Genomic DNA, 25,240 nt, shown 5'->3' on the forward strand with positions numbered 1-25,240 from the left:
CATGAACTCAAGAGTACAGGTGTCTTATCAACCTATTATTGATATTGAATTTAGCGGATTGCACTTAATTGAAGCTTCGGCTGGCACAGGGAAAACCTATACACTGTCGAGTTTAATGGTCCGTATTTTTCTTGAGAAATATTTGCCCCGCCAAGTCATTGCGACCACCTTTACCCGTGCTGCTGCGGCTGAGTTAAAAAGCCGAATTCGTGCACGTTTGGTCGAAACCTACCGTTACTTAGATGCCAAGCGGAGCTTGACTGAAAAAGAGATTCTTTTGCAGGCCGAGCAAGAATCTGACTTATTACTCCAACATGTTCTCAAGCATTTTGCGACACGTATTGCCTATGCCTGTGAGCGTTTAAAGCTGGTCATCGATCAGCTAGATGAGCTATTTGTCGGAACCCTCGATAGCTTTAGCCAAAAGCTATTACGTGAGTTTGCTTTTGAGAGCGGCAAAATTGAACGTGCTCAAATTACCGATGATGCCAAAACCTATAGCCGACAACTGATTCATGATGTTTTACGTGAATGGATACAGTCTCAGCCTCAAACCGTGATTGATGCGTTGTATCTGGCAGGTGAGTTAAAGAGTGTCGATAGTTTTGTCAAACTAATCGAAGACTCACTGAATTTTAGTTCGGCTCATTTTAAGCTTCCCGAAAAACCTACCATTCAATTTGAACAACTTGCTCAGCTTAAACAGTTGGCAACAGAAATTGATATTAGTCTTCTAGAACCGTATTACTCACTTGATGGCGAGCACTATAAACATGTCAGCGGCACAATATTTCGTAACGGGGCTTTTAATAAGTTATTTAGTGAATGTTTGCCACAGTTACTACAAATTTTAAAGCAAAGTGACAGTATTTTAGTTTTTGATGGATCTTTGGCAGTACAACGAGAACTCGTTTTTAAGTTTTTAGGCCAACTTGCCGATCAGAAAGTTTTTAAGAAATGTCCTGCCGAAATTTCGGATGGATTTTATCAGCATCCTTGTATTCAGCAGATTCAGCAGTTATTTGGTGTGCTGAAAAACTATGCTGAACAGTTCGATCAGCTTCATATTTATTTAAAAGCCTATTTGTGTGTCGAAGTTAAAAAACGGTTACCACAAGTTTTACAAAACAAGGGTGAGACGACTTTTTCTCAGCAAATTCGCACTTTGTCAGAAGCTTTAAAGGGCGAGCAGGGGCAACGTTTCGCCGTATTTGTGCAGGCTCGATATCCCTTAATTTTGGTCGATGAGTTTCAAGACACTAACCAAGATCAAGACGATATGCTCGCCAGCATTTGGCGTCATCCAGAGCGTTACCAAAAAGGTTGCATGATTATGGTAGGTGACCGTAAGCAGGCAATTTACGGTTTCCGTGGTGGGGACATGCTTACTTTTTTAAATGCCTATAAAGATATTCAGGCAAAGCATGGTCGAGAATATAAATTAATTCATAACCATCGTTCAGTCGCTGACTTGGTTGAAGTGGTTGATGCCTTATTTCAAAGGCAAATCGACTTCGGTGAGCAAGTTCAATATGACCCAATTCGGGCAGGGACTCGGCCTCATCCGGTTTTAATCGACCAAAACCAGCCTAACCCGCACCCTTTACGCTGGCTCATGCTTAAAGACAAAGAAACGGAAGCACAGCAAGTGGCATGGAAGATTCGGGATTTACTCAATCACTCACATGCTGGGCAGTTATATCTTCAAAAAGATACTCAGACCCAAGCTTTAAATGAAGATGATATTGCGGTCTTATCACGTAATCATGATGGTCTTGATAAAGTTCAGTTTGAATTAGAACGTTTAGGAATACGCGTTAACCGACCATCAAAACGAAGTGTTTTTGATTGCACAATTGCTCAGGATGTTGGGGCCTTACTCACTGCGATTCTTCATCCTTACGATGAAGCCAAAGTGAAGCGAGCTTTGATTAGCCGTTTATTTGCTATGGACCTTAAACAGCTGTTGCAACTCGAACAAACAGCCGAAGGTTTAAGCCAGTTCATGACGGGTTTTGACGCTATTCGGGAATTGTGGTCAGCTCAGGGCTTTTTAGTAGCATGGCAGCAATGTTTAAACCAATTTGGCATTTGGAAAAATCTGGTTGCTGTCCAGAGTAAAGATAATGAGCGGGTTGTGGTGAACTTACGTCATTTGACCGAAATTTTGAGCCAACATAGCGAGAAATATCAGGGCGCGCAAAATCTCTATCATTGGTATCTCAAGCAATTACAATCGCCGCTTGATCGTGAATGGGAGTTAGAGCGGAGGTTATCGAGTGAAGCTGGTGTGCAGCTCATGACTATTCACCAGTCAAAAGGCCTTGAGTTTAAAATTGTCTTTTTGCTCGGGGCTGACAAGCCATTTCGGGAAAATAACAAAACACTTAACTTCTCGACTCAAGATATAACTATGCCTGAATCGGCTCAAACCGTAACGCAACGAGTTGTTGCGATTGCCGATAAAACATATTTAAACGAAACCGAACTGAAGCAGCATGAAGAACGGGCTTTGGCGGAACAAAACCGTCTATGGTACGTTGCTTTAACTCGGGCAAGTCATCGTGTTTATGCACTCTTACAAGATACAGATGGCAAGTCTGTTTCAGGTTTGGCATTTTGGAAAAACAGAGCTGAACCTTTCCAGCACCGTTGTTGCACCGATGAAGTGATTTTGGAGCAGCCACCTGCTGCCATGCATTTAAATCAGCACATCAATATTATTGAGATACAGGCGCAGCATTTTCCTGATCAGCGCTTCTATTCAAGAGGCAAAACCAGTTTTAGTTATCTGGCACAGCATTTAAGACATAAAGTAGGTACAGATTTACTCGCGAGTCAGAGCCATGACGCTGTTTTAGCTGAAGATGAACTCGATCAGGTTATTTCTGTTGAAGTGACCGCAGCACAGCCAATTAGCTGGATCAAAAGCAACTTTCCTAGAGGAACACTTGCAGGTAATTTCTTACATGAAATATTTGAACATATTGATTTTCAATGTTCAGATGAGTGGGTAAGTGAAATACGTCGTCGTTTTAAAAATGACTACAGTAGTTTGTGGCAAGATTTATTAATCAAATACCAAGAAAGCTTTCCCGAAGAACAAGAAGCGGAATATTCGCTTTATCACGCTGTGGCGACATGGCTGCAAGAGATTCTAAGCACGCCGTTATATCAAGGTTTTCGTTTAAATCAGTTACAGCCAGAGCACTATTTATCAGAGTGTCCTTTTTATTTGGCCCTGTCAGATCGTGTGTTAGCCATGAAACGTATTCAGCAGCTGTTTGCTGAATATGGCATGGAAATGCCTGAGTTATTAGAGGCTCGTTCCGCACGCTATTTAAATGGTTCGATAGATTTAGTTTATTTTGATGGGCAGCGTTATCACATTGCTGACTATAAGAGTAATTACTTGGGTGAAAACCTTGTCGATTACAGTGTAGAAAGTATTGCACTAAGTATGTCTCTAGCCAGCTATTGGTTGCAAGCAGGCTTATATTTGGTTGCACTACATCGTTATTTAAAAGTCAAAATGCAGAATTATGATATTGAACAACATTTAGGTGGGGCGACTTATCTTTATTTGCGTGGTATGAATGGCGAAGCTGAGCAAGGGTATTATTATTGGCAGCCAAGTACAGAATTTGTTCTACGACTTGATGCTATTTTAGGGTACTTTGCTGAGGATAAAATTGCATAAAAAATGCTGATAAATGATCTAATTTTAGAATTAACAAATACTTGGGGTGTGGATAAGCCTGTCTATAACCATGTGGACAAGCGTGTGGAAAACTAGGTGGATAAGTGTGTGGACAATCTAAATAGCCCTGAACAAAGCGATTTAAGCTGGTTAACGACTTGGAGTACCTTTCTAAATCAAGCCCCGTTTACTGCACAGACACAAGCTCCAGAGGCAGCTTGTTTTTTGCAGCAGCTTGTTGAAGCGAGCTTGCAAGGTGACAGTTGTATTGAGATTAGCCCAGAGCAAACAGAAGCACTTGGTCAACTGGTGATATCTGCTGAACAAGCGATGTCTCAAGTTGCCCCTTGTGTCCACGACGGGCAGGGGTTGGCATTATACCGATATTGGAACCTAGAGCAACGTCTAGCTGAGCAAATTCGCCGATTAAAGCAGCAACCAATTCAACCAGTTTCGTGTGAAGAGCATTTAGACTTACTCACTGACCCACATCAGCAAGCTGCCTTGCAAATGGTGACTCGGCAGAGCTTGAGTATTATTACAGGTGGGCCGGGTACAGGTAAGACCTATACGCTCGCTCGTATTATTGCTGTGCTGAGCCAAGCAATTCCTCACATTCGTGTAGCAATGGCTGCTCCGACGGGTAAAGCTGCACAGCGTATGCAAGAAGCCTTACAAAACTCGTTTAATGACCCTAAGCTTCTTGAGTCAGGACTAGTTAGTGATGAGCTAAGAAACCAAAGTACCCAAACCATTCATCGATTATTAGGTATGGGGCATAGTCAAACTCCACGGTTTAATCAAAAACAACCTTTGCCTTATGACGTTATTGTGGTGGATGAAGCCTCTATGCTGGATTTAAATCTGGCAACGTTATTATTTGAAGCGGTTCCTGAGTCTTGTCGAATTATTTTATTAGGCGATGCCAACCAGCTTGCTTCTGTAGATGTCGGAGCGGTACTTGCAGATTTGCAGCAAATCGAGGCGTTGTCTGAAAACCGTGTTCACCTTCAAACCAGCCGTCGTTTTGCAGAGGGTGCTTTGATTGGTCAGGTGGCACGATTTATTCAAATGCAAACCAGTCAAATCAACCATGAGCAGGTTTTGCAGCAGTTTGAAATCGATATTGTTCAGGTTTCAGAGTTACGTTCAATTCCTTTAGAAGCTGATATGCCCGATGTGGTTCAGCTTGAATATTTACCCGAAGAGTCCCCTATAGCGCTAGAAACTTACTACCAAAAATTGATGGTGGGTTTTCAAGGCTATGTGCAAAACTTAAAAGCTTATATACAAGATGATCGCTCAATTGAACATATTGAAAATATCGTTAAGTCATTCGATGACTACCGTATTTTAACTGCCGTACGTCATGGACCATTTGGTTTGCAGCAACTTAATCAATATGCTGAACGTTGGTTACAGCAACAGCTAGGTATTGTGACTTTAGGAGGATGGTATGTAGGCCGTCCTGTCATGATGACTTATAACGACTACCAACTAGGCATTTCAAATGGTGACATTGGTTTATGTTTTGAACACAGAACCCAGCCTCAACAGTTTGAAGTATATTTCCCAAGTTTGAATAAGTGGGTGGCCGCAAACCGATTACCTAAAAGTATTCAAAGTGCATTTGCCTTAACCATTCACAAATCGCAAGGGTCTGAATTTACACACACTGCTGTTGTTCTCGATCAGGCTGCCAAGAATTTGTTAAGCCAAGAGCTAATTTATACAGCGATTACACGAGCCAAAAAAGTAGTGAGTTTATTGGTTCATCCAGAGGCTTTATTACAATCTTTTACAGTTCGTACGACCAGGAAAAGCGGTTTAGTTGAAAAAGTTAATCGGTTAGTTCGTTAAGTCAAACTTAATATTTTTGCTCGTGTAAGAAAAAGCTTACATGGATTCGAGATATTTGCTGCTAGAGAACACACCCTGTTTTTGAGATTATAAACGCACAACGAGCTTGGCAAGGAATGTCGGGCAAAATCGCACAATAATAATAACTTAAGTCGAGAGACTGCGAACTTACAATGACGTAGGTGAATAAAGAGGAAACTTACAGCCGCTAAGCCTTGTAGTTTTGGGAGAGACTACAGGGCTTTTTTATATTTTGAGTTTTTATCACGTCAAATAAATTAAATAAATCTTTGTTTATGTCACGCTATTTCTTCTTCTGATTATCAATCATTTAACTCGAACATATTAATATATTTATTTGTAATATGAGTTTCAAATAGTCATTTTTCGCGTGAATTGTTAAGTTAAATGTTATACAGAACCGTACGTTATTTAGCTGTTGCAGATAAACGCTAAATATTAGACAGACCTGTACGTTTTCGCTTACATGATGATAAGAAAAATACTACTTTTCTTCATAATTGGATATGACAAAATACATCACATAAGGAAATAGAAATAAAAACAACGGAAGTGAATAAAACAAGAAGAAAGATGCAGAAAGCATCTCACATATAACAAGAAAAACAGAGATAAACACGATAAACAAGAACTACAGCGCCAAAAACCCAAGCAGAAATGCTTGGGTTTTTTATTTTATCGCTAAGTTATAACTATTTAGACTAGATCTGTTTCATGTGAATCGCTACCAAACAATGAACGACGCTGATCTCGAGGAATTCGTGGGCATTGGCTAGAAATTTGATAAAGCAAGTTAGCTAGAGCAGGGAGATGAGTGCCCACTACAGATTTTCCAGTGGTTAGTAATGAAACACTAATATCGCGTTCTGGGTCGGCCCAACATAAAATATTAGAGAAACCGAGATGACCAAAAGCTTGTCCCGTCATTGGACCAAATAAACCTACTGGATTGCTACCGAGCATGGGACCTAGTGCATAACGCATCGGTATTAATAAGGTTCGGTCAATATTAACTCCTGTGGTGGGGAGGGTTGCTCTAAAAATTGTTTTTTCACTTAGAATTTGTTTGCCTTGGTAGCTTCCCCCACTTAAAAGCATTTCAAAGAAGCGGCCAGCTTGTTCGGCACTGGTATAAATGTTACCGGCAGGGCAGATGGTATCCATAAAACGGCTATCATTGGTCACATCTACAGCGAGTTGTAAGCCGCCACCTAGTACATGATTGAGATAATGATCTGTTCCTAAGCGAGGATGTAAACCTGTTGCACAATTGAGTGCGACTTTGGAGCGATATTCTGGTTTCAAACCATAGTTGAAATAAGGCATGTCCATCGGTTTCTCGATGGTCTCATGCACAAATTGGCGAAGGTCTTGTCCTGTGACTCGCTCAATAATTTCTCCTAAAATATAACCTGCGGTTACAGCATGATAAGCAAGGTGATTGCCTGCTGGTGAAACAGGTCTTGCCGCATATAAGCGCTTTAAAATTTCATCTTTATCAAAAAGTAATTCAGGAGTGACTTCTCCATCAACATAAGGAATGCCTCCTCGATGTGCTAATAAATGAAAGATCGTCGCACGGCGCTTCCCATTTACACCATATTCTGGAATGTAATAACTGACAGGATCGAGTAGGTTGATTTCACCTTTTTCATCTAAAAGATGAATCAACATGGCAGTAATCATTTTGGATGCTGAAAATAAGCAAACTGGAGTATCCGGCGTTGCGATGATTGCATTATTTTGCAAACCTTCTGGAGCGTTGCCTTGAGCATAGCCAATGCTTCGATTTAATAAAATTTTCCCCTGTCTACGTAAACAAAAAGTAATGAGCGGATAGTTCCCGGTTTTATAGAGCGACTCAATACTTTTCCAGATCCTTTGAACCTGACGTTCATTCATTCCACCTTGTTCAGCAGGCACTTCATTTTTGTGATGAATGACCGATCCAATATCGTCTGGTACTGGACAGGTGTTGGTCGAAAATATTTTCACACGTCCCTCGCGTTTCTTTCTTTTTATTGAAGGCCAAGTGTGCAGGGTTAAGAGACTGATGTCAGTGTCTAAAATGACAGGTAACTGAAAACAATTTTGCAATCCATATATAGATACCTTAAAATAGGCAACTTGCTGTAGTGATGCACGGCAGTCAGTTGCGCTCAACTGATTCATATCATTTTATTTTTAAGCATCTCGGAGAAATCGAATGGCTTTAACTAATGCAGACCGCGCAGAGATCATTGCTAAATTTGCTCGCGCTGAAAACGACACTGGTTCACCAGAAGTACAAGTAGCTTTATTGACTGCTCAAATCAATGATTTACAAGGTCACTTTAAAGCTCACAAACACGACCACCATAGCCGTCGCGGTTTGATCCGTATGGTTAACCAACGTCGTAAATTACTTGACTACTTAAATGGTAAAGACCACGAGCGTTACACTGCTTTGATCGGTGCTTTAGGTCTACGTCGTTAATTCGATTTTGCTTTGTTTTCGGTTTATCGCATGTTGCTATGCTTTGTTTCTGGAAAGAAAGTTTCGCCTAATCAACCGTTAGGCGATTTATAGAAGGGGCGCTTGTGCGCTCCTTCTTTGCGTTTAATATTATTTAAAATTTTTGGTCTAGTGTGATGGCTTCTAAGCTTTGTCATTTATCTACCAATAGTTGTAGTCTGAATGCCAAACCTTAGGGGTCTCACTAGAATAAAATTAGGAAAATACAATACATGTCAATGTTTAACATCGTTCGTAAAGAATTCCAATTCGGTCAACATCAAGTCGTTTTAGAAACGGGTCGCGTTGCACGTCAAGCAAATACAGTTTTAATTACAATGGGCGGCGTAACTGTTTTAGTTGCAGTTGTTGCTCAATCTAAAGCAAAAGCGGGTCAAGACTTTTTCCCGTTAACAGTTAACTATCAAGAAAAACAATATGCAGCTGGTCGTATCCCTGGTGGTTACGGTAAGCGTGAAGGCCGTGCTTCTGAAGCTGAAACTTTAATTTCACGTCTTATTGACCGCCCAATTCGTCCATTATTCCCAGAAGGTTACTTCAACGAAATTCAAGTAACAGCAACAGTTGTTTCTTCTGACAAAACTATGGAAGCTGACATTGCTGCAATGTTAGGTACTTCTGCTGCATTAGCAATTGCAGGTACACCATTCCGTGGCCCAATCGGTGCAGCTCGTGTTGGTTTAATTAACGGCGAATATGTTTTAAACCCGAATTTTGAACAAATGGCTCAGTCTGACCTTGACCTTGTGGTTGCTGGTACAGAAGCGGCTGTATTAATGGTTGAATCTGAAGCAAAAGAACTTTCAGAAGACCAAATGCTTGGTGCAGTGCTTTTCGGTCATGACGAAATGCAAATCGCGATTCAAGCAATTAAAGAATTTGCTGCTGCTGCTGGTGCAGTGGAATCAACTTGGGTTGCTCCAGCTAAAAATGAAACACTTCGTGAGCAATTAAAAGCAGCTTTCGAAGCTAAAATTTCTGAAGCGTATACAATTGCGGTTAAACAAGATCGTTATGCAGCATTAGATGCACTTTATGCAGAAGCTTTAGCTCAGTTCGTTCCTGAAAATGACGAAACTGGTCTTGCTGACGAAGTAAACGAATTATTTGAAGACCTTAAATACCGTACCGTACGTGACAACATCTTGTCTGGTAAGCCACGTATTGATGGTCGTGATACTAAAACTGTTCGTGCGATCGACGTTCAAGTTGGCGTATTAGACCGTGCACACGGTTCTGCATTATTTACACGTGGTGAAACTCAGGCGTTGGTAACAACAACTTTGGGTAACACACGTGATGCGTTAATGGTTGATACGCTTTCTGGTACTAAGACTGACAACTTCATGTTGCACTACAACTTCCCTGCATACTCTGTAGGTGAAACAGGTCGTGAGTCTGGTCCTAAGCGTCGTGAAATTGGTCATGGTCGTTTAGCACGTCGTGGTGTTCAAGCAGTTCTTCCTGCCGCTGACCGCTTCCCGTACGTGATCCGTATTGTATCTGACATTACTGAATCTAACGGTTCATCTTCAATGGCTTCTGTATGTGGCGCATCATTATCTCTTATGGATGCAGGTGTTCCACTTAAAGCTCCAGTTGCTGGTATCGCAATGGGCTTAGTGAAAGAAGGCGAGCGTTTCGCTGTACTTTCTGACATCTTAGGTGATGAAGACCACCTTGGTGACATGGACTTTAAAGTAGCAGGTTCTGCAAACGGTATTACTGCACTTCAAATGGACATCAAGATCGAAGGTATTACTGAAGAAATTATGGAAGTTGCGTTAAACCAAGCATTTGCTGGTCGTATGCACATCCTTAATGAAATGAACAAAGTAATTTCACGCGCTCGTCCTGAAATTTCAATGCATGCTCCAACATTTGAAGTAATTACAATTAATCCGGACAAAATCCGTGACGTAATTGGTAAAGGTGGTGCAACAATCCGTCAAATTACTGAAGAAACTAAAGCTGCAATCGATATTGAAGATAACGGTACAGTTCGCGTATTTGGTGAAACTAAAGCTGCTGCTAAAGCTGCGATTGCAAAAATCCAAGCGATTACTGCTGAAGTTGAACCAGGTAAAATCTATGACGGTAAAGTTATCCGTATCGTAGAATTTGGTGCGTTCGTAAACATTATGCCAGGTACTGATGGTCTTCTTCATATTTCGCAAATCTCGAATGAGCGTATTGCGAACGTAACTGACGTTCTTAAAGAAGGTCAGGAAGTGAAAGTACAAGTTGCTGATGTTGACAACCGTGGTCGTATCAAATTGACTATGAAAGATATTGAGCAAGCATAATTGCTTAACTCACTAAAAAAAGTCCGCTTGATGCGGGCTTTTTTTATGGCATGATGCAAGTAACACAAAAATAGATCGACGTGGTATGCAGGTTTATTATTTTTATCGTCATCAAAAGGATGGCTATGTTTTTTTGAGCCGAGAAAAGCACACTGAACATGTTCTGGAGTTTTTCTGGATTGATAGTGTGAGATCTGATGTTGTTAACCATAATGAAGAATGGCAACATAAAATTCAGCAGCTTGCAGATGTCGCAATTAATGAATTTCATATGCGAGATATTGCGAATATTGAGCACCCTTGCGCTTTCGATACGCTTGAAGAATATGACCTGCTTATTTTTAGAAAGCTTGTTACCCCTGATGATGAAATTAAAAATGGGGAATCACATGAGAGTGTATTTGGCTTAGCCACCACGCCAATTAGTTTTATTTTTACCCCTAAAGTTCTCATTAGTGTACGTGAGCAGGGCAATAAGTCGATTGAAAACTATATTCAGCGTCTTGAAAATATTTTATGTAAAACTCTAGAAGAACAAAACAAAACCCGTAAGCTGCCTAATTCACCTGTAGATTTATGTTTACGTCTACTGAATAGCATGGTGGATGGTTATCTTGATATTCGTTCACCTTTAACCAGAAGGGTCGAGCACTGGCAACAACAACTATTACAGGGTAATCGCCGTTTTAAACAATGGCATCAACTGTTTCATGAAAACATGGCCTTTCAACAGGTCGAAAATTTATGCGAAGAGCAAATCGAAACTTTGCAAGAGTTTCGAGATGAAATTGTAGAAAACTATCATCATGTGATTGGTGAGCGGACACATAGTTCTCAAGATCTTCTCTTAGTTCGTTTGAATGATTTAATGAGTCATGTCGAACGTATTCAAAAGCATACTTTACGTTTACGTAGCGCGATTCAGTCGGCAATTGATTTGCATTTCTCAGCGATTGCAAACCAGACCAATGAGAATATGCGTATTCTTGCCATTATTACCGCTGTGTTTGCACCTCTCACACTTCTAACCGGTATTTACGGGATGAACTTTGAGTTTATTCCGGGGCTTAAATCGCCAGTAGGTTTCTGGATTATGCTCGGTGTCATGTTGCTCAGTACGGTTTTATTGCTGTACTACTTCTATCGACAGCATTTGGTGGGGCGTGGTGAGAAAAGTGTTATTGATTTATTGGCGCAACAGCATCGTGAAGAACGGATGAATTTGTTTTGGTTTTTGGAATATGAGCCGATTAAACAGACTGTGAAGGAATTAGAGAAGATTACTCGATTAAAATAAATTTTTATTTTTGCACGTCGGGGTCTTGCTGAGTTGTTATTTAATATAGTCATTAACCTTCGGTTCGACCTACTTTTGTTTCGGCAAAAGTAGGCAAAACCATTGCCATCTGCAAAACCTGTTCAATACTTATTTTTAAATAACAGTATTACAAAAGTACTATCTGATTGATACCACGCAGGTTGCAGATGGCTTTCCCAGCTATCAGATTTCAACTAGGGTTTTATGCTGTATTAATGCTATTCCTCAATGAAAATGCTTCAACTGTTTTCTAAGTTGTTGCACTTCATCAATCAAATCTAACATCACCGCAACTGCTGCTAGACTTGCATCAAAGTCTCGTTGTAAACGATACGCTTTACGAGCGCGAACGACATCTTCACCCATGAACTGATGTTTTTCAGGGGTATTTTCAATCGCTAAAATATCGTACTCAATGAGCTCTAGAATCCAGTCTGGACTTTGACCACAGGCTTGAGCAAATTGTTGCAGATCAAATGTACATTGTTCATCAACGACTTCAGCACTAAAGGTGTGGCCGTCACATACAATTTCTCGATAATGGATGGTTGTCATGATCTTGCTCCCTAATGAGATGAACGAGGTTCGAATGAAGCAAAGGCTTCTGCCAATTGCTGATACGCTTCTTTTTCTTTTTCAGAATGCGCAGGTGGGAATACAATATTTAAAATTAAATAAAGATGGCCTGGCGTTTTATTTGGTATCCCTTTGTCTTTTAAACGTAGCTGTTGTCCTTGTTTTGCATTTTTAGGTAAATTGACATGTAATGACCCAGCAGGTGTTTTTACTTCAATACCTTGACCTAATGCTGCCTCCCACGGTGCTACATCTATAGTTAAATATACATCACTGCCTTCGACATGAACACGATCTGTATCTTTATATTGAATTTCGATATAAAGATCGCCGTTGGCACCACCATTGATACCACTTTGTCCTTGTCCGCTTAGACGAATTTGTTGGCCTTCCTTCATCCCTTTAGGTATTTTCACCTGTAGGGTTTTTCGTTGTACCTCAGGCTCACCATAAACATTCACAGTCGGAATTTGTAAGGTAATCTGTTGTGTTGATCCATGATAGGCAATATCAAGATCGACCTCTATGCTGGCATGTTGATCTTCACCTCGGTAACTACGTTGTTGTCTTTGGTATTGTTGTTGCCCACCGCCAAAACCAGCACCAAAGCGACCAAATAAGTCTTCAAAACCGCTAAAATCAGCTTGTTCACCACCGCCGCCTGTAAAGCCCTGACGATAAAAACGCGCGCCATCAAATCCACCTTGAGCTGCACCTTGACCAAAGCCATTAAAGCCCTGTGGGTGGTCTAACATTTGGTCATATTCAGCTTTTTTTTCTGCATTGCTTAACGTGTCATAAGCAACGTTAATCGCCTGCATTTTTTCTTCTGCATCTTTTTCTTTGCTGATATCGGGGTGATATTTACGAGCTAATTTCCGATATGCTTTTTTAATTTCATCAGCAGAGGCTTCTCGTGTAACCCCTAATTCTTCATAATAATTTTTGGCCATAATGTTTTATCACGATGGTGTTGTTTATTTCATTATGAAACAATTTTTAAGGCTTTCAATGAGCTAGATTGTATAAGAGTTGTTCTCCTACAAAAATGGGGAAGCAAGGTGGAAGAGACATAAATCGATTAAGGTTATGCCTCTCATTGCTTAAATGAACGTCTGATATAAACCGTAAACAGCAATCAGTAAAAGTAATAGGCCGCATAAGCCGAGTATTTTAGGGTATAGGTGGCTGTTAGATAGGCGACGGAAAAATACATAAACCAAAGATAGGGTTAAAAAGTCTAAAACAATCCATGTCAGCGTAAGAACGGTCAAGCTGAAATTTAAGTTAGGTGAAATAGAGACAAATTGAGGAAAGAAAGCCGAAAAGAAAATAATATCTTTAGGGTTTGAAATACCGACCAAAAAGCCTTTTTTAAAACCACCATTTTGGGCAGAAACAGTTTGTATAGCCTCAGGATGCGGAGCTTGGATGACTTCTTTAAGAATACTAAATCCTAAATAGCCAATATAGAGGCAGCCTAAAACACGAATAATATTTAAATAGCTTTCATTAATACCGAGTACACCTTTAAGTACGAGTACTGAAATAAAAATTAAAACCAGTGATGCGAGATTTGTACCAAAAATGGTTTCGAGTGCTTTTTTATAGCCGCCTTTAAGCCCAGCGCTTGCCACTAAAATCATGACTGGGCCAGGGGTAGCAATCATAATAATGACACTAAAAATAAAGAGAAAATAATCAAAATAATTCATGAAATATAAGCATCTTGTTTATTAGGCTATAAAGTAAGCTCATATTAACTGATTTAAAATAAGATGCTGAAAATTATCATCAAAAACTATAGATAAATAAAAAGGCGGTTTGCCCGCCTTTTTATGAGGTGAGTATTTAACTCAAATGTTCGCCAAATAAACCTAGTGCTTCTTCAGCAGTGAACTCGTAACGAGTGTTACAGAACTGGCAATCCATTTGAATTGGGTTCTGAGCTTCTAGTGTTTCATGAACAGCATCAACACCAATTTGAAGTAATGCTTTAGCACAACGTTCTTTAGAACACGTACAGCCAAATTTTAAGTGTTCAACTTCTGGCAAGCGTACTTCTTCTTCGTTATAGAGACGATACAAAATCTCATTTGCTGAAAGTTCTGTTAATTCTTCAGGCTTAAGCGTTTCAGTCAGCATGGTCAAACGTGGCCATAGGTCTTCATCAACCAGTTTTTGCTCTTCTTCATCATGACGAGGTAATAACTGAATGAGTAAACCACCAGAACGTTTAGCTGTACTTGCCAATACAATACGAGTTGGAATTTGAGCAGATAAATCATAATACTGCATCAAACAACCCGCTAGATTTGTTTGGTCAAGAGGTACGATCCCTTGATAACGCTCACCATGCTCAGGTTCGATGTTAATAAATAAAATTGGATTAACTAAAGCACCAAGGACTGTACTGCTGTCAGTTGCTTCTACAAAACGTGGATCTGTTTCGTAGTCTGCTAAAGCACGAACTTCGCCTAAATGGTTACATTCAGCCATAGCCCATTTAAAAGAGCCGCTAGCCTGGATTTGCAAGCTGATACGGCCTTTGATTTTTAAAGTACTTGCAAGTAATGCAGTCGCGCTCAACATCTCGCCTAGTAGAATTTTAACCGCAGGCATGTAGTCGCGTTGAGCTAAAATAGTTTGTAATGCTTCTTCTAGATGAACTACTTCACCGCGAACAGGAAAGTCCTCTATATAAAAGCGTTGGCGTAAATCAGACATAATATTCTCCAGGGCCCTAAGCAGATTATAACAACTTCGTTTTAATCAAGCTTAGGGAATGCAGCGAAGCTGCAAGCAGGACAACGGCAACTTTTGTACCGATTGTCGCAATCATTTAGGCAATGTGAATAAGTCCTTAATATAGCCATTTTGCGAAATCTCAAGTTATTCTTCGTGATCTCGTGTAATGTCGATACGATTTGGTTGTAAATGACGCTTTAAGTTAACGTCATGTCTTGATGTGGCTTGCTGTGCATCGCTTTCAAATAGATGCTCAAGTTCAGCCAGCGCATTACGATGGGTTTCAAAAACCTTTTGTTCATCGGTATAAATGCTTTGCTGCTGTATGAGTAATTTCTCATCATAATCTCGAAAGATTTCGATATTGTTATAAGCTTGTTCATCGGAAATACCGAGTTCGCGTAAAGCGCGATAAGCCATACCTAAAGATGATAAGTAGGTTTCACGCCAAATATGTTCAACCCCTAAATCTCTTAACAAGTGTACATGATGGCGGTCACGAGCACGTGCTAGTAGCTTTATGTGTGGATAGTTCAATCTTAAGTGTCGTGCAACATTCATAGAGTCTTCGACATCATCAATTGCGAGAATAAATACTTGGGCTTTTTCAATGCCTGCCGAGCGAAGTAAATCAGGTTGCGTGACATCACCGTAATAGAGTTTACCGCCGTATCGACGCACAAAGTCCACTTGGTGAAGGTTGTTGTCGATCGCAGTAAAGCCTAAGTGCTGCAAGCGGGCAATACGCGCAATAATTTGTCCAAATCGACCAAATCCAGCAATGATAATTGGATTATCTTGCTGAGGAATTTCATCATATTCAGGTGGACGTTCTTTATTAAACAAAGGAATGATTTTAGTTGCCATAATCCAGTAAATCACTGGTGTCAGGACCATCGATAGCGTCACAATTAGCGTAACAGGCTCTAATAAAGCATCGGTTAAAATCTTTTCACTTTTCGCAAGGCTTAAAATGACAAAAGCAAATTCACCACCTTGAGCCAAGCAAGTTCCAAGCAGCAGACTATTGTTCCAACTGTATTTTTTATAACGGGCAATGGCAGTTAACACGAGGGTTTTGATGACGAGTAGGCCAATCGCTCCACCAATAATGAGCCAAGGCATTTCAATCAATAACGACAGTTGCGTAGTCATACCCACAGTCATAAAGAACAAACCAAGTAATAGTCCTTTAAATGGAGCAATACTTGCTTCAAGTTCATGACGGAATTCTGAGTCGGCTAAAAGTACACCAGTGAGGAAAGCGCCTAGAGTTGTGCTAATCCCTAAAGTATCCATGAGTAGCACAACAGCAAGAATAATAAATAACCCTACTGCGGTAATCAGTTCAGTTGCACCACTTTTTGCAACGAAACGGAAAAATGGACGCATGACATAGCGACTAAATAGGAACAGACCACTGAATGTCGCGATGATGGCAGCAAAGTAAGCAATACCGTGATGGGTAGATTCAGTTCCTGCTAACAGTGGAATCACTGCCAGTAAAGGAATCGCTGCAATATCTTGGAAAAGCAAAATTGAAAACGATTGCTGACCGTAGGTGGTATTGAGCTGTTGTTTTTCGGTCAGTAACTGTAATACAAACGCAGTAGAAGACAGCGCAAGCGCAAAACCAATGACAAAGCTAGCAGCAAGTTGTTGCTGAAATAGTAGCAATACGGTGAGCATGAGAATTACGCCCGTAATCACCACTTGCAAACTTCCCATCACGAAAATGGAGTCACGCATTTCCCATAAACGTTGTGGACGTAACTCTAAGCCAATGAGGAACATAAGTAAGATGACCCCAAACTCAGCCAATTCCATAATGGCTTCAGGGTCATGGGCAATATTTAAAACACTTGGGCCAAGAAGGATGCCCGTAAATAAATAACCTAAAACTGTTGCAATCCCTAAGCGTTTACCCAAAGGGACTAAAATCAGAGAAGCTCCAAGAAAAATTGTTGCTTGCAGTAGGAATGACATTCATTACCCCGAATGTATTGATCTTTTTAAGTGTAAAGCCAAAAAGGCTTCTTCACACCATCATATTCAAATCATCTAACTAAATTCTTGCGGGTCAACATCAATAGAGAGTCTAAGTTGATGCTGTCTTGGTGCATGAACCAATTGAGCCCACCATTGTCTTAAGTAAAAATGCAGACGAGCACGGTCAGCAGATAAAATCACCATGTGGGCACGGTAGCGTCCCGCTTTACGTTCCATCGGCGCTGGAATAGGTCCCCAAATATCAACAATCTCACCAGCCACTTGACGAAGTTGCTCGGCAGCTTCATTTAAAAATTGTAAGGTATAGTCACGATCCTTGGATTCTGCTCGTATTAGTACTGCATAACGATAAGGTGGCAGCAAAGCTACTTTACGTTCAGCCAGCGTTTGTTTGGCAACTGCGCGATAATCTTTTTCAATGAGTGTGGTAAGTAACGGATGATCAGGTCTTAAGGTTTGTAAATAAACATGGCCTTTGTGTTCACCACGACCTGCACGACCAGCGACTTGCACAATCAGTTGCGCCGTACGTTCTGGCGCACGGATGTCTACACTGAGTAAACCTGCATCAATATCTAAAATGGCAACTAATGTGACATGTGGAAAATGGTGACCCTTTGCCAACATTTGAGTGCCGAGTAAAATTGTTGGTTTGTTTTGATGAATACGATCATAGATTTTTTGCCAGCTTCCGACACGACTGGTACTGTCACGATCGACTCGAATCACATCATGATCTGGAAATAGTTCTTGTAAGTGCTCTTCAACCTTAGCGGTTCCTGCACCTAAAGTTTTTAAGCTTTTTTGCTGACATTCAGGGCAATGATCGGGCAAGCGATGAACCGTGCCGCAGTGGTGGCAGTGTAAATAAGAATAAGGCTGAGTGTGCAACGTAAAATGTGCATCACAATGTGGACAATTTGCTTGCCATCCACAGCTTTCACACACCAATACAGGTGCATAACCACGTCGGTTTAAAAAGATTAAAACCTGTTCTTTTCTTGCTAGGGTATTTTTAATCTGCTCGATTAAAGGCTGACTAATACCATGCTGCTTTTTGACAATTTTAAGGTCAATCAAATGCATTTTAGGTAAAAGCGCATGGCCTGCACGTTGGTTAAGTTGCAGTGAAGTTAACTTGCCAGTTTCTACTAAGTAATAACTGTCGATACTTGGAGTCGCCGAACCTAAAATAACAGGGCAGCCTTGTAAGTGGCCCCGATAAAGCGCGACATCACGGGCATGGTAACGGAAACCTTCTTGCTGTTTGTAAGACAGGTCGTGTTCTTCATCTAAAATGATGAGGCCCAAACGTGGCAGTGGCGTATAAATGGCTGAACGAGTCCCTAAAATAATAGACGCCTTTCCAGTTTGTGCCTGTTGCCATGCTTGTAAGCGTTTAGAGTCATTTAAGCCTGAATGTAATAAAGCAATGTCACAGTTAAAACGAGACTTAAAGCGCGAAATAGTTTGAGGGGTTAAGCCAATTTCAGGAACCAATACTAGGACTTGCTTACCTTGCTTTAGCACCTCATGCATGATGTGCAAATAAACTTCGGTTTTACCACTTCCAGTTAAGCCATCTAGTAAAAATGCTTGGTATTGATGCTGCACATTAATGACGTGCTGAGTTGCCTTCTTTTGGTCATCATTTAACGTAAGTGGCATTTGAGCCAATTGCACAGGTGCTGGGCTAAAGTCATGAGGCTCAAGTGTACAGTCTATCAGTCCTTTCTTTTGCAGCGCTTTGAGTGTAGCCGTTTCTACGCCACTCAAGTTAAGAATATTCTCTGTAGTACCTGTAGGGTGCAATTTTAAAATTTGATATGCATCTTGTTGCTTAATGGAACGCTTTAACAGGGCTTCAACATTGTCACAAGGAATGATTTTCCATAGATGAAACAACACATCCATCGGTTTACCCTGACGCAATAATGCGGGTAAGGCAGTCTGCATCACTTCACCAATCGGAAATTGGTAATATTGTGCTGACCATGTCAATAAACTTAAAACTTGTTCATCTAAAATAGGTTCATCATCTAAAAGTTCAGAAATGGCTTTAAGCTGAAAGGTGCCTGTAAATGATTCTTGTGGGTCAACTTTTTCAGTAATGATACCAATCAGGTTCTGCCGTCCAAATGAAATTGCGACGCGGGAACCTACCTGAGCCCGTTCATATTGTGCTTTGGTGAGTGTATAGTCAAAAGTGTCGTACAGATGCACAGGTACGGCAACACGCACACGATAAACAACTGAATCAGGCTTTGGCGTTATGGTCATAGAGGCTCATTTCGTCAATTTTAAAAAACGGCATAGCGTCGTGAAGAGGACTTGGGTATTCTACACAGGCTATAGAATGAATATGAATGATTGCGTAGCATAGATGCAACAGCAGCGACTATTATTTTTGGAAAATTAGAACATTACCATGCCTGCATATCAATTTACTGCTATTGATGCTTCAGGGAAGCAGCAAAAGGGGGTGCTTGAGGGAGACTCAGCACGTCAGATTCGCCAACAATTACGTGATAAAGCATGGACTCCGATTAGCGTTGACCCGGTTGAGCAAAAAGATAAGCATCAAAGCCACGGGTTATTCCAGAAAAAGTTTAGTGCTTATGATTTGGCACTGATGACCAGACAACTCTCCGTTTTGGTTGCTGCTGCAATTCCTCTAGAAGAAGCCTTACGCGCCGTGAGCAGACAAAGTGAAAAAGCCCATGTGCAAAATCTTTTACTTTCGGTTCGTTCAAGAGTATTGGAAGGGCATTCACTTGCGCAAGGCATGCAACAGTCAGGGCGTTTTCCTGACCTTTATATTGCAACGGTTGCAGCAGGTGAACGATCAGGACATTTAGATCTGATTTTAGATCAGTTGTCTGACTACACCGAAAACCGTTTTGCTATGCAGAAGAAAGTTCAGGGTGCCATGATTTACCCAATCATTTTAATGCTGATGTCATTTGGTATTGTGATGGGATTAATGACCTATGTCGTCCCAGAGATTGTAAAAACCTTCGATCAAAGCAAAGATGCCTTACCATGGATTACAGTCGCTTTAATGAAAGCGAGTGATTTTATTCGTCATGCATGGGTTTTTATCATCCTTTTTGCTGTTGTAGGTGTAGTTGCCTTTGTGCGGTTTTTAAAAACAACGGCTGGTCATTATGCTTTTGATCGCTTAACACTCAAATTGCCATTATTCGGTAAACTGTCCCGTGGTATTAATGCTGCACGCTTTGCCAGTACCTTGTCTATTTTGACTCGTTCAGGCGTGCCATTGGTGGACGCTTTAAAAATTGGTGCGGCTGTGACCAATAACTGGGTGATCCGCGACTCAATTGCTCATGCCGCTGAACGGGTCACAGAAGGTGGTAACTTGGGTACGCAATTGGAGCGCAGTGGTTATTTCCCACCAATGATGGTACAAATGATCCGAAGTGGTGAGGCATCAGGTGAGCTTGACCGTATGCTAGAACGTGCGTCGACTATGCAAGACCGTGAGGTGACGACATTTATTTCAACCTTATTGGCATTACTTGAACCGCTTATGCTAGTTCTAATGGCAAGTATTGTACTGGTCATTGTAATTGCGGTTATGCTGCCAATCGTAAATATGAACAATATGATTTAATAACTTTGATATTAGAGATAATGATGAAAGTAAAAAATATTCAAAGCGAAACAGTGATGAAGCAACATAGTGAATCTGTGGTTTCAAATCAGCTTGAGCCAACGAGCCATTCCGAGCATAGCTCTGTATCAGATGTTTATTCCTCAAGTGCTTTCGGACTTGCGGCACGTTCGAATGGTGCTCGAATGAAACGTGTCTCAGGCTTTACCCTTATTGAAGTTATGGTTGTGATTGTGATTTTAGGGGTATTGGCTGCTTTAATCGTACCGAACGTCATGGGCCGTAGTGAAAAAGCTAAAATCGATACGACTCAAATTACATTAAAGGGCGTAGCGGGTGCTTTAGATCAGTACAAGCTTGATAACGGGCATTTCCCAACTATGCAAGAAGGTGGACTAGATGCACTTATTAACCAACCTGCTACAGCAAAAAACTGGATGCCGGGTGGTTATGTGAAAGGTGGTTACCCTAAAGATAGTTGGAAAAATGATATTCAATACGTCATTCCTGGAAAAGACGGCCATCCTTTTGACCTATATTCATTTGGTGCAGATGGTAAAGAAGGTGGTGAAGGTAACGATGCCGATATTTATTACCAGCCTTAATTAAAATGTAAGAGAGATTATCGATTTGTTTAAAAAGATAAAACGATAATGCGAATTGATAATCTTTCTTAATCACGAAAATATAATAACTATTTGAAAATTAATAAATAAAGTTAATAGTTAAATTTGAGATTTAAAATAAGAATTATTCCCATATTTAATAGTTACAAGAAAGTTAAAATATGAGAGGAAATAAGCTATATATTTAAATAAAAGCTTTGCATAATAAATAAAAAAGCACTTTATAAACTTATAGGAGAGATTAAATGAAAGCATTTCTCGTACTTGATGAACTAAACCAGTTTCATTGGGTAATGCTTAAGTCTGTCCTATTGATTTTAGCGTTATTACCGATTGCCGAAGTTTCATTAAAGCTATGGTTGAGTACAGAAGGCAGTAGTCAAATCATGATTGGCTTCTTTGCATTAAGTATTGTGAGTGCGTGGTTAATGGTGAGCTTCTTTACGGCATTAAAAGCGAGTGTATGGCAAGCTAAACAGATCTCTTCTAAATATGAGCAATTAGTTTTTAAAGCTTATCGCTATGTACCTATGGTCTTTTTATCAAGCTTAGTTGCTTATTTATCTTTAGAATTATCAATCGCTTTTTAGTGATATTTAAAACCAAATTTTTAGATAAAACGTAGAGGCAGGATCTACGTTTTATTTTTTTGTTTAAGCAGGCTCAACCAATAGTGCCGTGATTTTACGGACGACGGGTAAGACTAAAAGCAGCGTTGGAAAAGCAATTAACCAAGAAATGACCCATGCAGACATCCAGACATTTATAGAAAAGCCTTCTAGTCCTAAACTTCGTAAAGTGCTGACCATGGACACTACAAAAGTCATAATGATGGATAGAAGAAAAGGTAAAACAATAGCTGTATAACGACTTGGAAGTTTCTTAAAATTATAGAAAGTTTTTTGGTTTTCCATTTTGACTCCGTAAACCAACAAACGCCCGCGCCATTCAAAATATAAAAATACTTTGAATAAATAGCTCCAAGCCTTGTTGGAGGTATGTTGGAACGTTGATTGACGTAAACGTTTACGGCTTTTGAATCAGCGGACTTAATTTAACATGGAATTTTCAAATTAAATATAAATAATTTATTTTTTTATATTGTGTATTTTTGATTTGAAGATTTAAGAATATGAGAAATATAAAGTGGAACAGATCGAGTGGAATGATTTTTTAAAAGTAGAACTTCGCGTTGGTAAAATTATTCAAGCTGAGGTTTTTGAAAAAGCGCGTAAACCTGCCTATATTTTACATGTAGATTTTGGTGAAGAGTTGGGGGTACGTAAATCAAGTGCTCAGATTACTAAACTTTATCAACCACAAGATTTGATTGGTAAATTAGTGGTTGCTGTCGTGAATTTCCCTAAGAAACAAATTGGTCCTATTCAGTCAGAATGCTTAGTGACAGGGTTTCATAACGCAGATGGGGATGTTGCACTTTGTATCCCAGAGTTTGAAGTTCCTCTGGGTACAAAGCTATTATAACTTAGCGACGTGATTTAAAAGATACATCAACTTTACGTGGACGATAGATCCAACCTAAAACCAGCAGTAATACCGCAAATCCTAAAATTGGATAATCACCTAAGCGGTTATAGAGAGTTTGGCCTTGCATGGCTGGTAAATCACCTCTCAAGACAAACTCTTTATCAATTGGTGCTTGTTCAGTGATATGACCATTTTGATCGATAAACGCTGTTACGCCTGTGTTGGTTGCACGAATAAACCAGCGCCCATTTTCTTTCGCACGCATTTGCACCATTTGTAAATGTTGCCATGGGCCAGCTGTTCCGGTAAACCAAGCATCGTTAGATACAGTTACCAAGAAGTCGCTATCTTCTGCATTACGTCGTGTCAGGTTCGGATAAGCCACTTCATAACAAATTGCAGCAGCAAGCGCATGCCCTTTAATTAAGAGTGGTTTCTGGTTGCTCTCGCCACGTGTAAAACCGCTCATGCTAATATCATTTTGCATGGCTGGTAAAACCCAAGACAGTAAACCTGAAAGTGGAATATATTCACCAAAAGGTACGAGACGCTGCTTTTTATAGAGACCGCTTGAGTCGCTACCAGAAGCCATAATACTGTTGTAATACTGAGGACTACCAACTTGATGTGATTTCGCGACATCCCAATAAGGAATGCCAGTTACCCACGCAGTATGGTTCTTTTTCGCTTGTGCATCCATGGCATCCAAAAACGGTTCAATATCGGTTTGGAAGAGTGGAATTGAAGACTCAGGCCATACAATGAGGTCACGGCCCCATTCAGATTGAGTCAAACCTGCGTAAATTTCTAATGTTCTAACTTGATATTCGGTTAGCCATTTTAAATCTTGTGGAATGTTACCTTGAATAAGCGAAACACTAAGTGGTTTAGCCGCTTTAGGTTGTACAAACTGAATATATGATGCTCCCCATGCACCTAAAACTAATAGGGCAGAAGGAATAACCCAGAAAATACGCTTACGTAGAACTTCAACTAAAGCACACGCCAATACAATTGCCACGAAAGAAATTGCATAAATACCAAATAGCGGTGCATAGCCATCAAGTAGGCGTTCGGTAAAAGCGTAACCTACAAATAGCCACGGAAAACCTGTAAATACCCAAGTTTTAGCCCACTCAAAAATAATCCAGAGAGGTGCGAAAGTCAGCGGTGTTTCAGGGAAGAAGCGTCGATAAACCCAAGTTTGAAATGCTGTAAATAAGCCCATCACAAGAGCCATAACAGCAATCATACATACGCTTAAAAAGGCATTGGTATCGCCATATACATGGATAGATGTATAGAGCCAGAAAGCCCCTACAAACCATAAACCAAAACCATAACTCCAGCCAATCGCAAATGCTTGTTTGGCTGAGCGTTTATGCAATGTCGCATAGAGTAGGGCAGGAGACAAAATTGCCAGCCACCACCAATAATAAGGTGCCAGTGCAAAGCTGAACACGGCACCTGAAAATAAAGCAATGAGCAATGGAAAAATTAAAGGAAGCTGTTTTTGTTGTTGCGAAGAATCTAACAGCTTTTCAAAGTATGCTCTCATTGACGTACAGCTCGAATCAGATGAATAGTGCGGGCATCTGCTTCAACAATCGTAAATAACCACTTTCCAAGTTCAACAGTCTGACCTTGTAAATCACTGACTAAACCAATTTCTTGAAGCAATAAACCGCCGACAGTTTCTACTTCATCGTCAGAAAAATCAGCATCTAAAACAGTGTTGAAGTGTTCAATTGGTGTAAGTGCCTGCACCATCCATGCATTCGCTACAGTATGGTCGCTGTCTGGAACAATGTACTGTGCATCTTCATCAGCAGTATCATGTTCGTCTTCAATTTCACCCACGATCTCTTCAAGAATATCTTCAAGCGTAACAAGCCCAGCCGTTGAACCATATTCATCAATGACAATCGCGATATGGGTTTGGGTGTGTTTGAGCATACGAAGAACTTGATCTGAACGTGCGCTTTCAGGCACAAATAATGGCTGGCGCATAAGCGAGCCAATATCTAATTTGGTATTTGGTTCAGTCAAAAATGGCAGTAAATCTTTTGCCAGTAATATACCGACAACATTATCGGGTTGGTCAGCCGAGAAAACGGGAAAACGTGAGTGAGCAGACTCAACCAATACATGAAGAATATCAAGTAACTGATCATCTTCTTGCATACTGATCATTGCTGTTCGTGGCGTCATGACTTCACGAATTTTTGTAGCAGGAAGGTCAAGAACACCTTCAAGCATGGCAACAGTATCAGGTTCTAAAAAACGACGTGAATTTTGGACTAGTTTTAATAATTCATCTCGGGTTTCTGGCGCTGTACCTAACCACTTTCGTAAGCCTCGCATTCCCCACGACGGACTCGGTTCCTCTTGCATGATCTTTCCTAAAGACTCAATGTATCAAATGAATACATTGATCA

General features: G+C 40.4%; 19 protein-coding genes. 9 read left to right on the plus strand and 10 right to left on the minus strand.

The window, feature by feature from the left end; genetic code table 11:
• The first annotated feature begins 1 nt into the window (after position 1).
• On the plus strand, positions 2-3,700 hold the full coding sequence (locus ACIF8R_RS08945; RefSeq protein ID WP_396480317.1) for a UvrD-helicase domain-containing protein: 3,699 nt from the start codon (positions 2-4) through the stop codon (positions 3,698-3,700).
• Positions 3,701-3,808: 108 nt separating this feature from the next.
• Positions 3,809-5,560, plus strand: a complete 1,752-nt coding sequence (gene recD, locus ACIF8R_RS08950; RefSeq protein ID WP_396480319.1) for an exodeoxyribonuclease V subunit alpha — start codon at positions 3,809-3,811, stop codon at positions 5,558-5,560.
• A 717-nt stretch (positions 5,561-6,277) separates the two neighbouring features.
• Here recD and ACIF8R_RS08955 read toward each other — a convergent pair.
• Entirely contained in the window at positions 6,278-7,576 is a 1,299-nt protein-coding gene (locus ACIF8R_RS08955; RefSeq protein ID WP_396480367.1) for a serine hydrolase domain-containing protein, read from the minus strand.
• 211 nt (positions 7,577-7,787) lie between these two features.
• Between ACIF8R_RS08955 and rpsO the strand changes: the two genes are divergently transcribed.
• The 3 genes from rpsO (at position 7,788) to ACIF8R_RS08970 (ending at position 11,699) form a co-directional block, all read left to right on the plus strand.
• Positions 7,788-8,057 (plus strand): 30S ribosomal protein S15, encoded by a 270-nt coding sequence (rpsO, locus tag ACIF8R_RS08960; protein ID WP_001229357.1) that lies wholly within the window; start codon positions 7,788-7,790, stop codon positions 8,055-8,057.
• Positions 8,058-8,314: 257 nt separating this feature from the next.
• Complete coding sequence (gene pnp / locus ACIF8R_RS08965; RefSeq protein WP_288422346.1) at positions 8,315-10,402, plus strand: polyribonucleotide nucleotidyltransferase; 2,088 nt, start codon at positions 8,315-8,317, stop codon at positions 10,400-10,402.
• A gap of 85 nt (positions 10,403-10,487) precedes the next feature.
• The gene (locus ACIF8R_RS08970; RefSeq protein ID WP_396480320.1) at positions 10,488-11,699 is read left to right on the plus strand and encodes a magnesium transporter CorA family protein; all 1,212 of its coding nucleotides are present in this window, start codon (positions 10,488-10,490) and stop codon (positions 11,697-11,699) included.
• Positions 11,700-11,945: 246 nt separating this feature from the next.
• On the opposite strand, the gene ACIF8R_RS08975 is transcribed toward ACIF8R_RS08970, so the two are convergent.
• From ACIF8R_RS08975 to ACIF8R_RS09000, 6 genes are all read right to left on the minus strand, one after another.
• Positions 11,946-12,275 (minus strand): chaperone modulator CbpM, encoded by a 330-nt coding sequence (locus ACIF8R_RS08975; protein ID WP_209045781.1) that lies wholly within the window; start codon positions 12,273-12,275, stop codon positions 11,946-11,948.
• An 11-nt stretch (positions 12,276-12,286) separates the two neighbouring features.
• On the minus strand, positions 12,287-13,249 hold the full coding sequence (locus ACIF8R_RS08980; RefSeq protein WP_396480322.1) for a DnaJ C-terminal domain-containing protein: 963 nt from the start codon (positions 13,247-13,249) through the stop codon (positions 12,287-12,289).
• 150 nt (positions 13,250-13,399) lie between these two features.
• Positions 13,400-14,011: a LysE family translocator gene (locus tag ACIF8R_RS08985; protein WP_396480324.1), complete on the minus strand. Its 612-nt coding sequence runs from the start codon at positions 14,009-14,011 to the stop codon at positions 13,400-13,402.
• Positions 14,012-14,147: 136 nt separating this feature from the next.
• Positions 14,148-15,023 carry an Hsp33 family molecular chaperone HslO gene (locus ACIF8R_RS08990; protein ID WP_004699009.1) on the minus strand — a complete coding sequence of 292 codons (876 nt, stop codon included), beginning with the start codon at positions 15,021-15,023 and terminating at the stop codon, positions 14,148-14,150.
• Positions 15,024-15,188: 165 nt separating this feature from the next.
• The gene (locus tag ACIF8R_RS08995) at positions 15,189-17,030 is read right to left on the minus strand and encodes a monovalent cation:proton antiporter-2 (CPA2) family protein (RefSeq protein ID WP_396480326.1); all 1,842 of its coding nucleotides are present in this window, start codon (positions 17,028-17,030) and stop codon (positions 15,189-15,191) included.
• Between the two features lie 75 nt (positions 17,031-17,105).
• Positions 17,106-19,334, minus strand: a complete 2,229-nt coding sequence (locus ACIF8R_RS09000) for a primosomal protein N' (RefSeq protein WP_396480328.1) — start codon at positions 19,332-19,334, stop codon at positions 17,106-17,108.
• Between the two features lie 148 nt (positions 19,335-19,482).
• On the opposite strand from ACIF8R_RS09000, the gene gspF reads away from it, so the two are divergent.
• The 3 genes from gspF (at position 19,483) to ACIF8R_RS09015 (ending at position 21,904) form a co-directional block, all read left to right on the plus strand.
• Complete coding sequence (gene gspF, locus ACIF8R_RS09005; RefSeq protein ID WP_002157042.1) at positions 19,483-20,688, plus strand: type II secretion system inner membrane protein GspF; 1,206 nt, start codon at positions 19,483-19,485, stop codon at positions 20,686-20,688.
• A gap of 23 nt (positions 20,689-20,711) precedes the next feature.
• The gene (gene gspG / locus ACIF8R_RS09010) at positions 20,712-21,293 is read left to right on the plus strand and encodes a type II secretion system major pseudopilin GspG (protein ID WP_311070271.1); all 582 of its coding nucleotides are present in this window, start codon (positions 20,712-20,714) and stop codon (positions 21,291-21,293) included.
• A 266-nt stretch (positions 21,294-21,559) separates the two neighbouring features.
• On the plus strand, positions 21,560-21,904 hold the full coding sequence (locus tag ACIF8R_RS09015) for a hypothetical protein (RefSeq protein ID WP_311070272.1): 345 nt from the start codon (positions 21,560-21,562) through the stop codon (positions 21,902-21,904).
• A 63-nt stretch (positions 21,905-21,967) separates the two neighbouring features.
• On the opposite strand, the gene ACIF8R_RS09020 is transcribed toward ACIF8R_RS09015, so the two are convergent.
• The gene (locus ACIF8R_RS09020; RefSeq protein WP_396480330.1) at positions 21,968-22,228 is read right to left on the minus strand and encodes a DUF2798 domain-containing protein; all 261 of its coding nucleotides are present in this window, start codon (positions 22,226-22,228) and stop codon (positions 21,968-21,970) included.
• Between the two features lie 232 nt (positions 22,229-22,460).
• Here ACIF8R_RS09020 and ACIF8R_RS09025 point away from each other — a divergent pair, with 232 nt between their 5' ends.
• Positions 22,461-22,799 (plus strand): tRNA-binding protein, encoded by a 339-nt coding sequence (locus ACIF8R_RS09025; RefSeq protein WP_000434938.1) that lies wholly within the window; start codon positions 22,461-22,463, stop codon positions 22,797-22,799.
• Position 22,800: 1 nt separating this feature from the next.
• On the opposite strand, the gene lnt is transcribed toward ACIF8R_RS09025, so the two are convergent.
• Together lnt and ACIF8R_RS09035 are read right to left on the minus strand one after the other, a co-directional pair.
• Positions 22,801-24,360, minus strand: a complete 1,560-nt coding sequence (gene lnt / locus ACIF8R_RS09030; protein WP_396480332.1) for an apolipoprotein N-acyltransferase — start codon at positions 24,358-24,360, stop codon at positions 22,801-22,803.
• Positions 24,357-25,196, minus strand: coding sequence for an HlyC/CorC family transporter (locus tag ACIF8R_RS09035; protein WP_004883488.1), 840 nt, complete (start codon positions 25,194-25,196; stop codon positions 24,357-24,359). Before ACIF8R_RS09035 ends, lnt begins: the two co-directional genes overlap by 4 nt.
• Between the last annotated feature and the right edge of the window lie 44 nt (positions 25,197-25,240).

The sequence above is a fragment of the Acinetobacter sp. ABJ_C4_1 genome (assembly GCF_044538495.1).
Classification (GTDB): Bacteria; Pseudomonadota; Gammaproteobacteria; order Pseudomonadales; family Moraxellaceae; genus Acinetobacter; species Acinetobacter nosocomialis_A.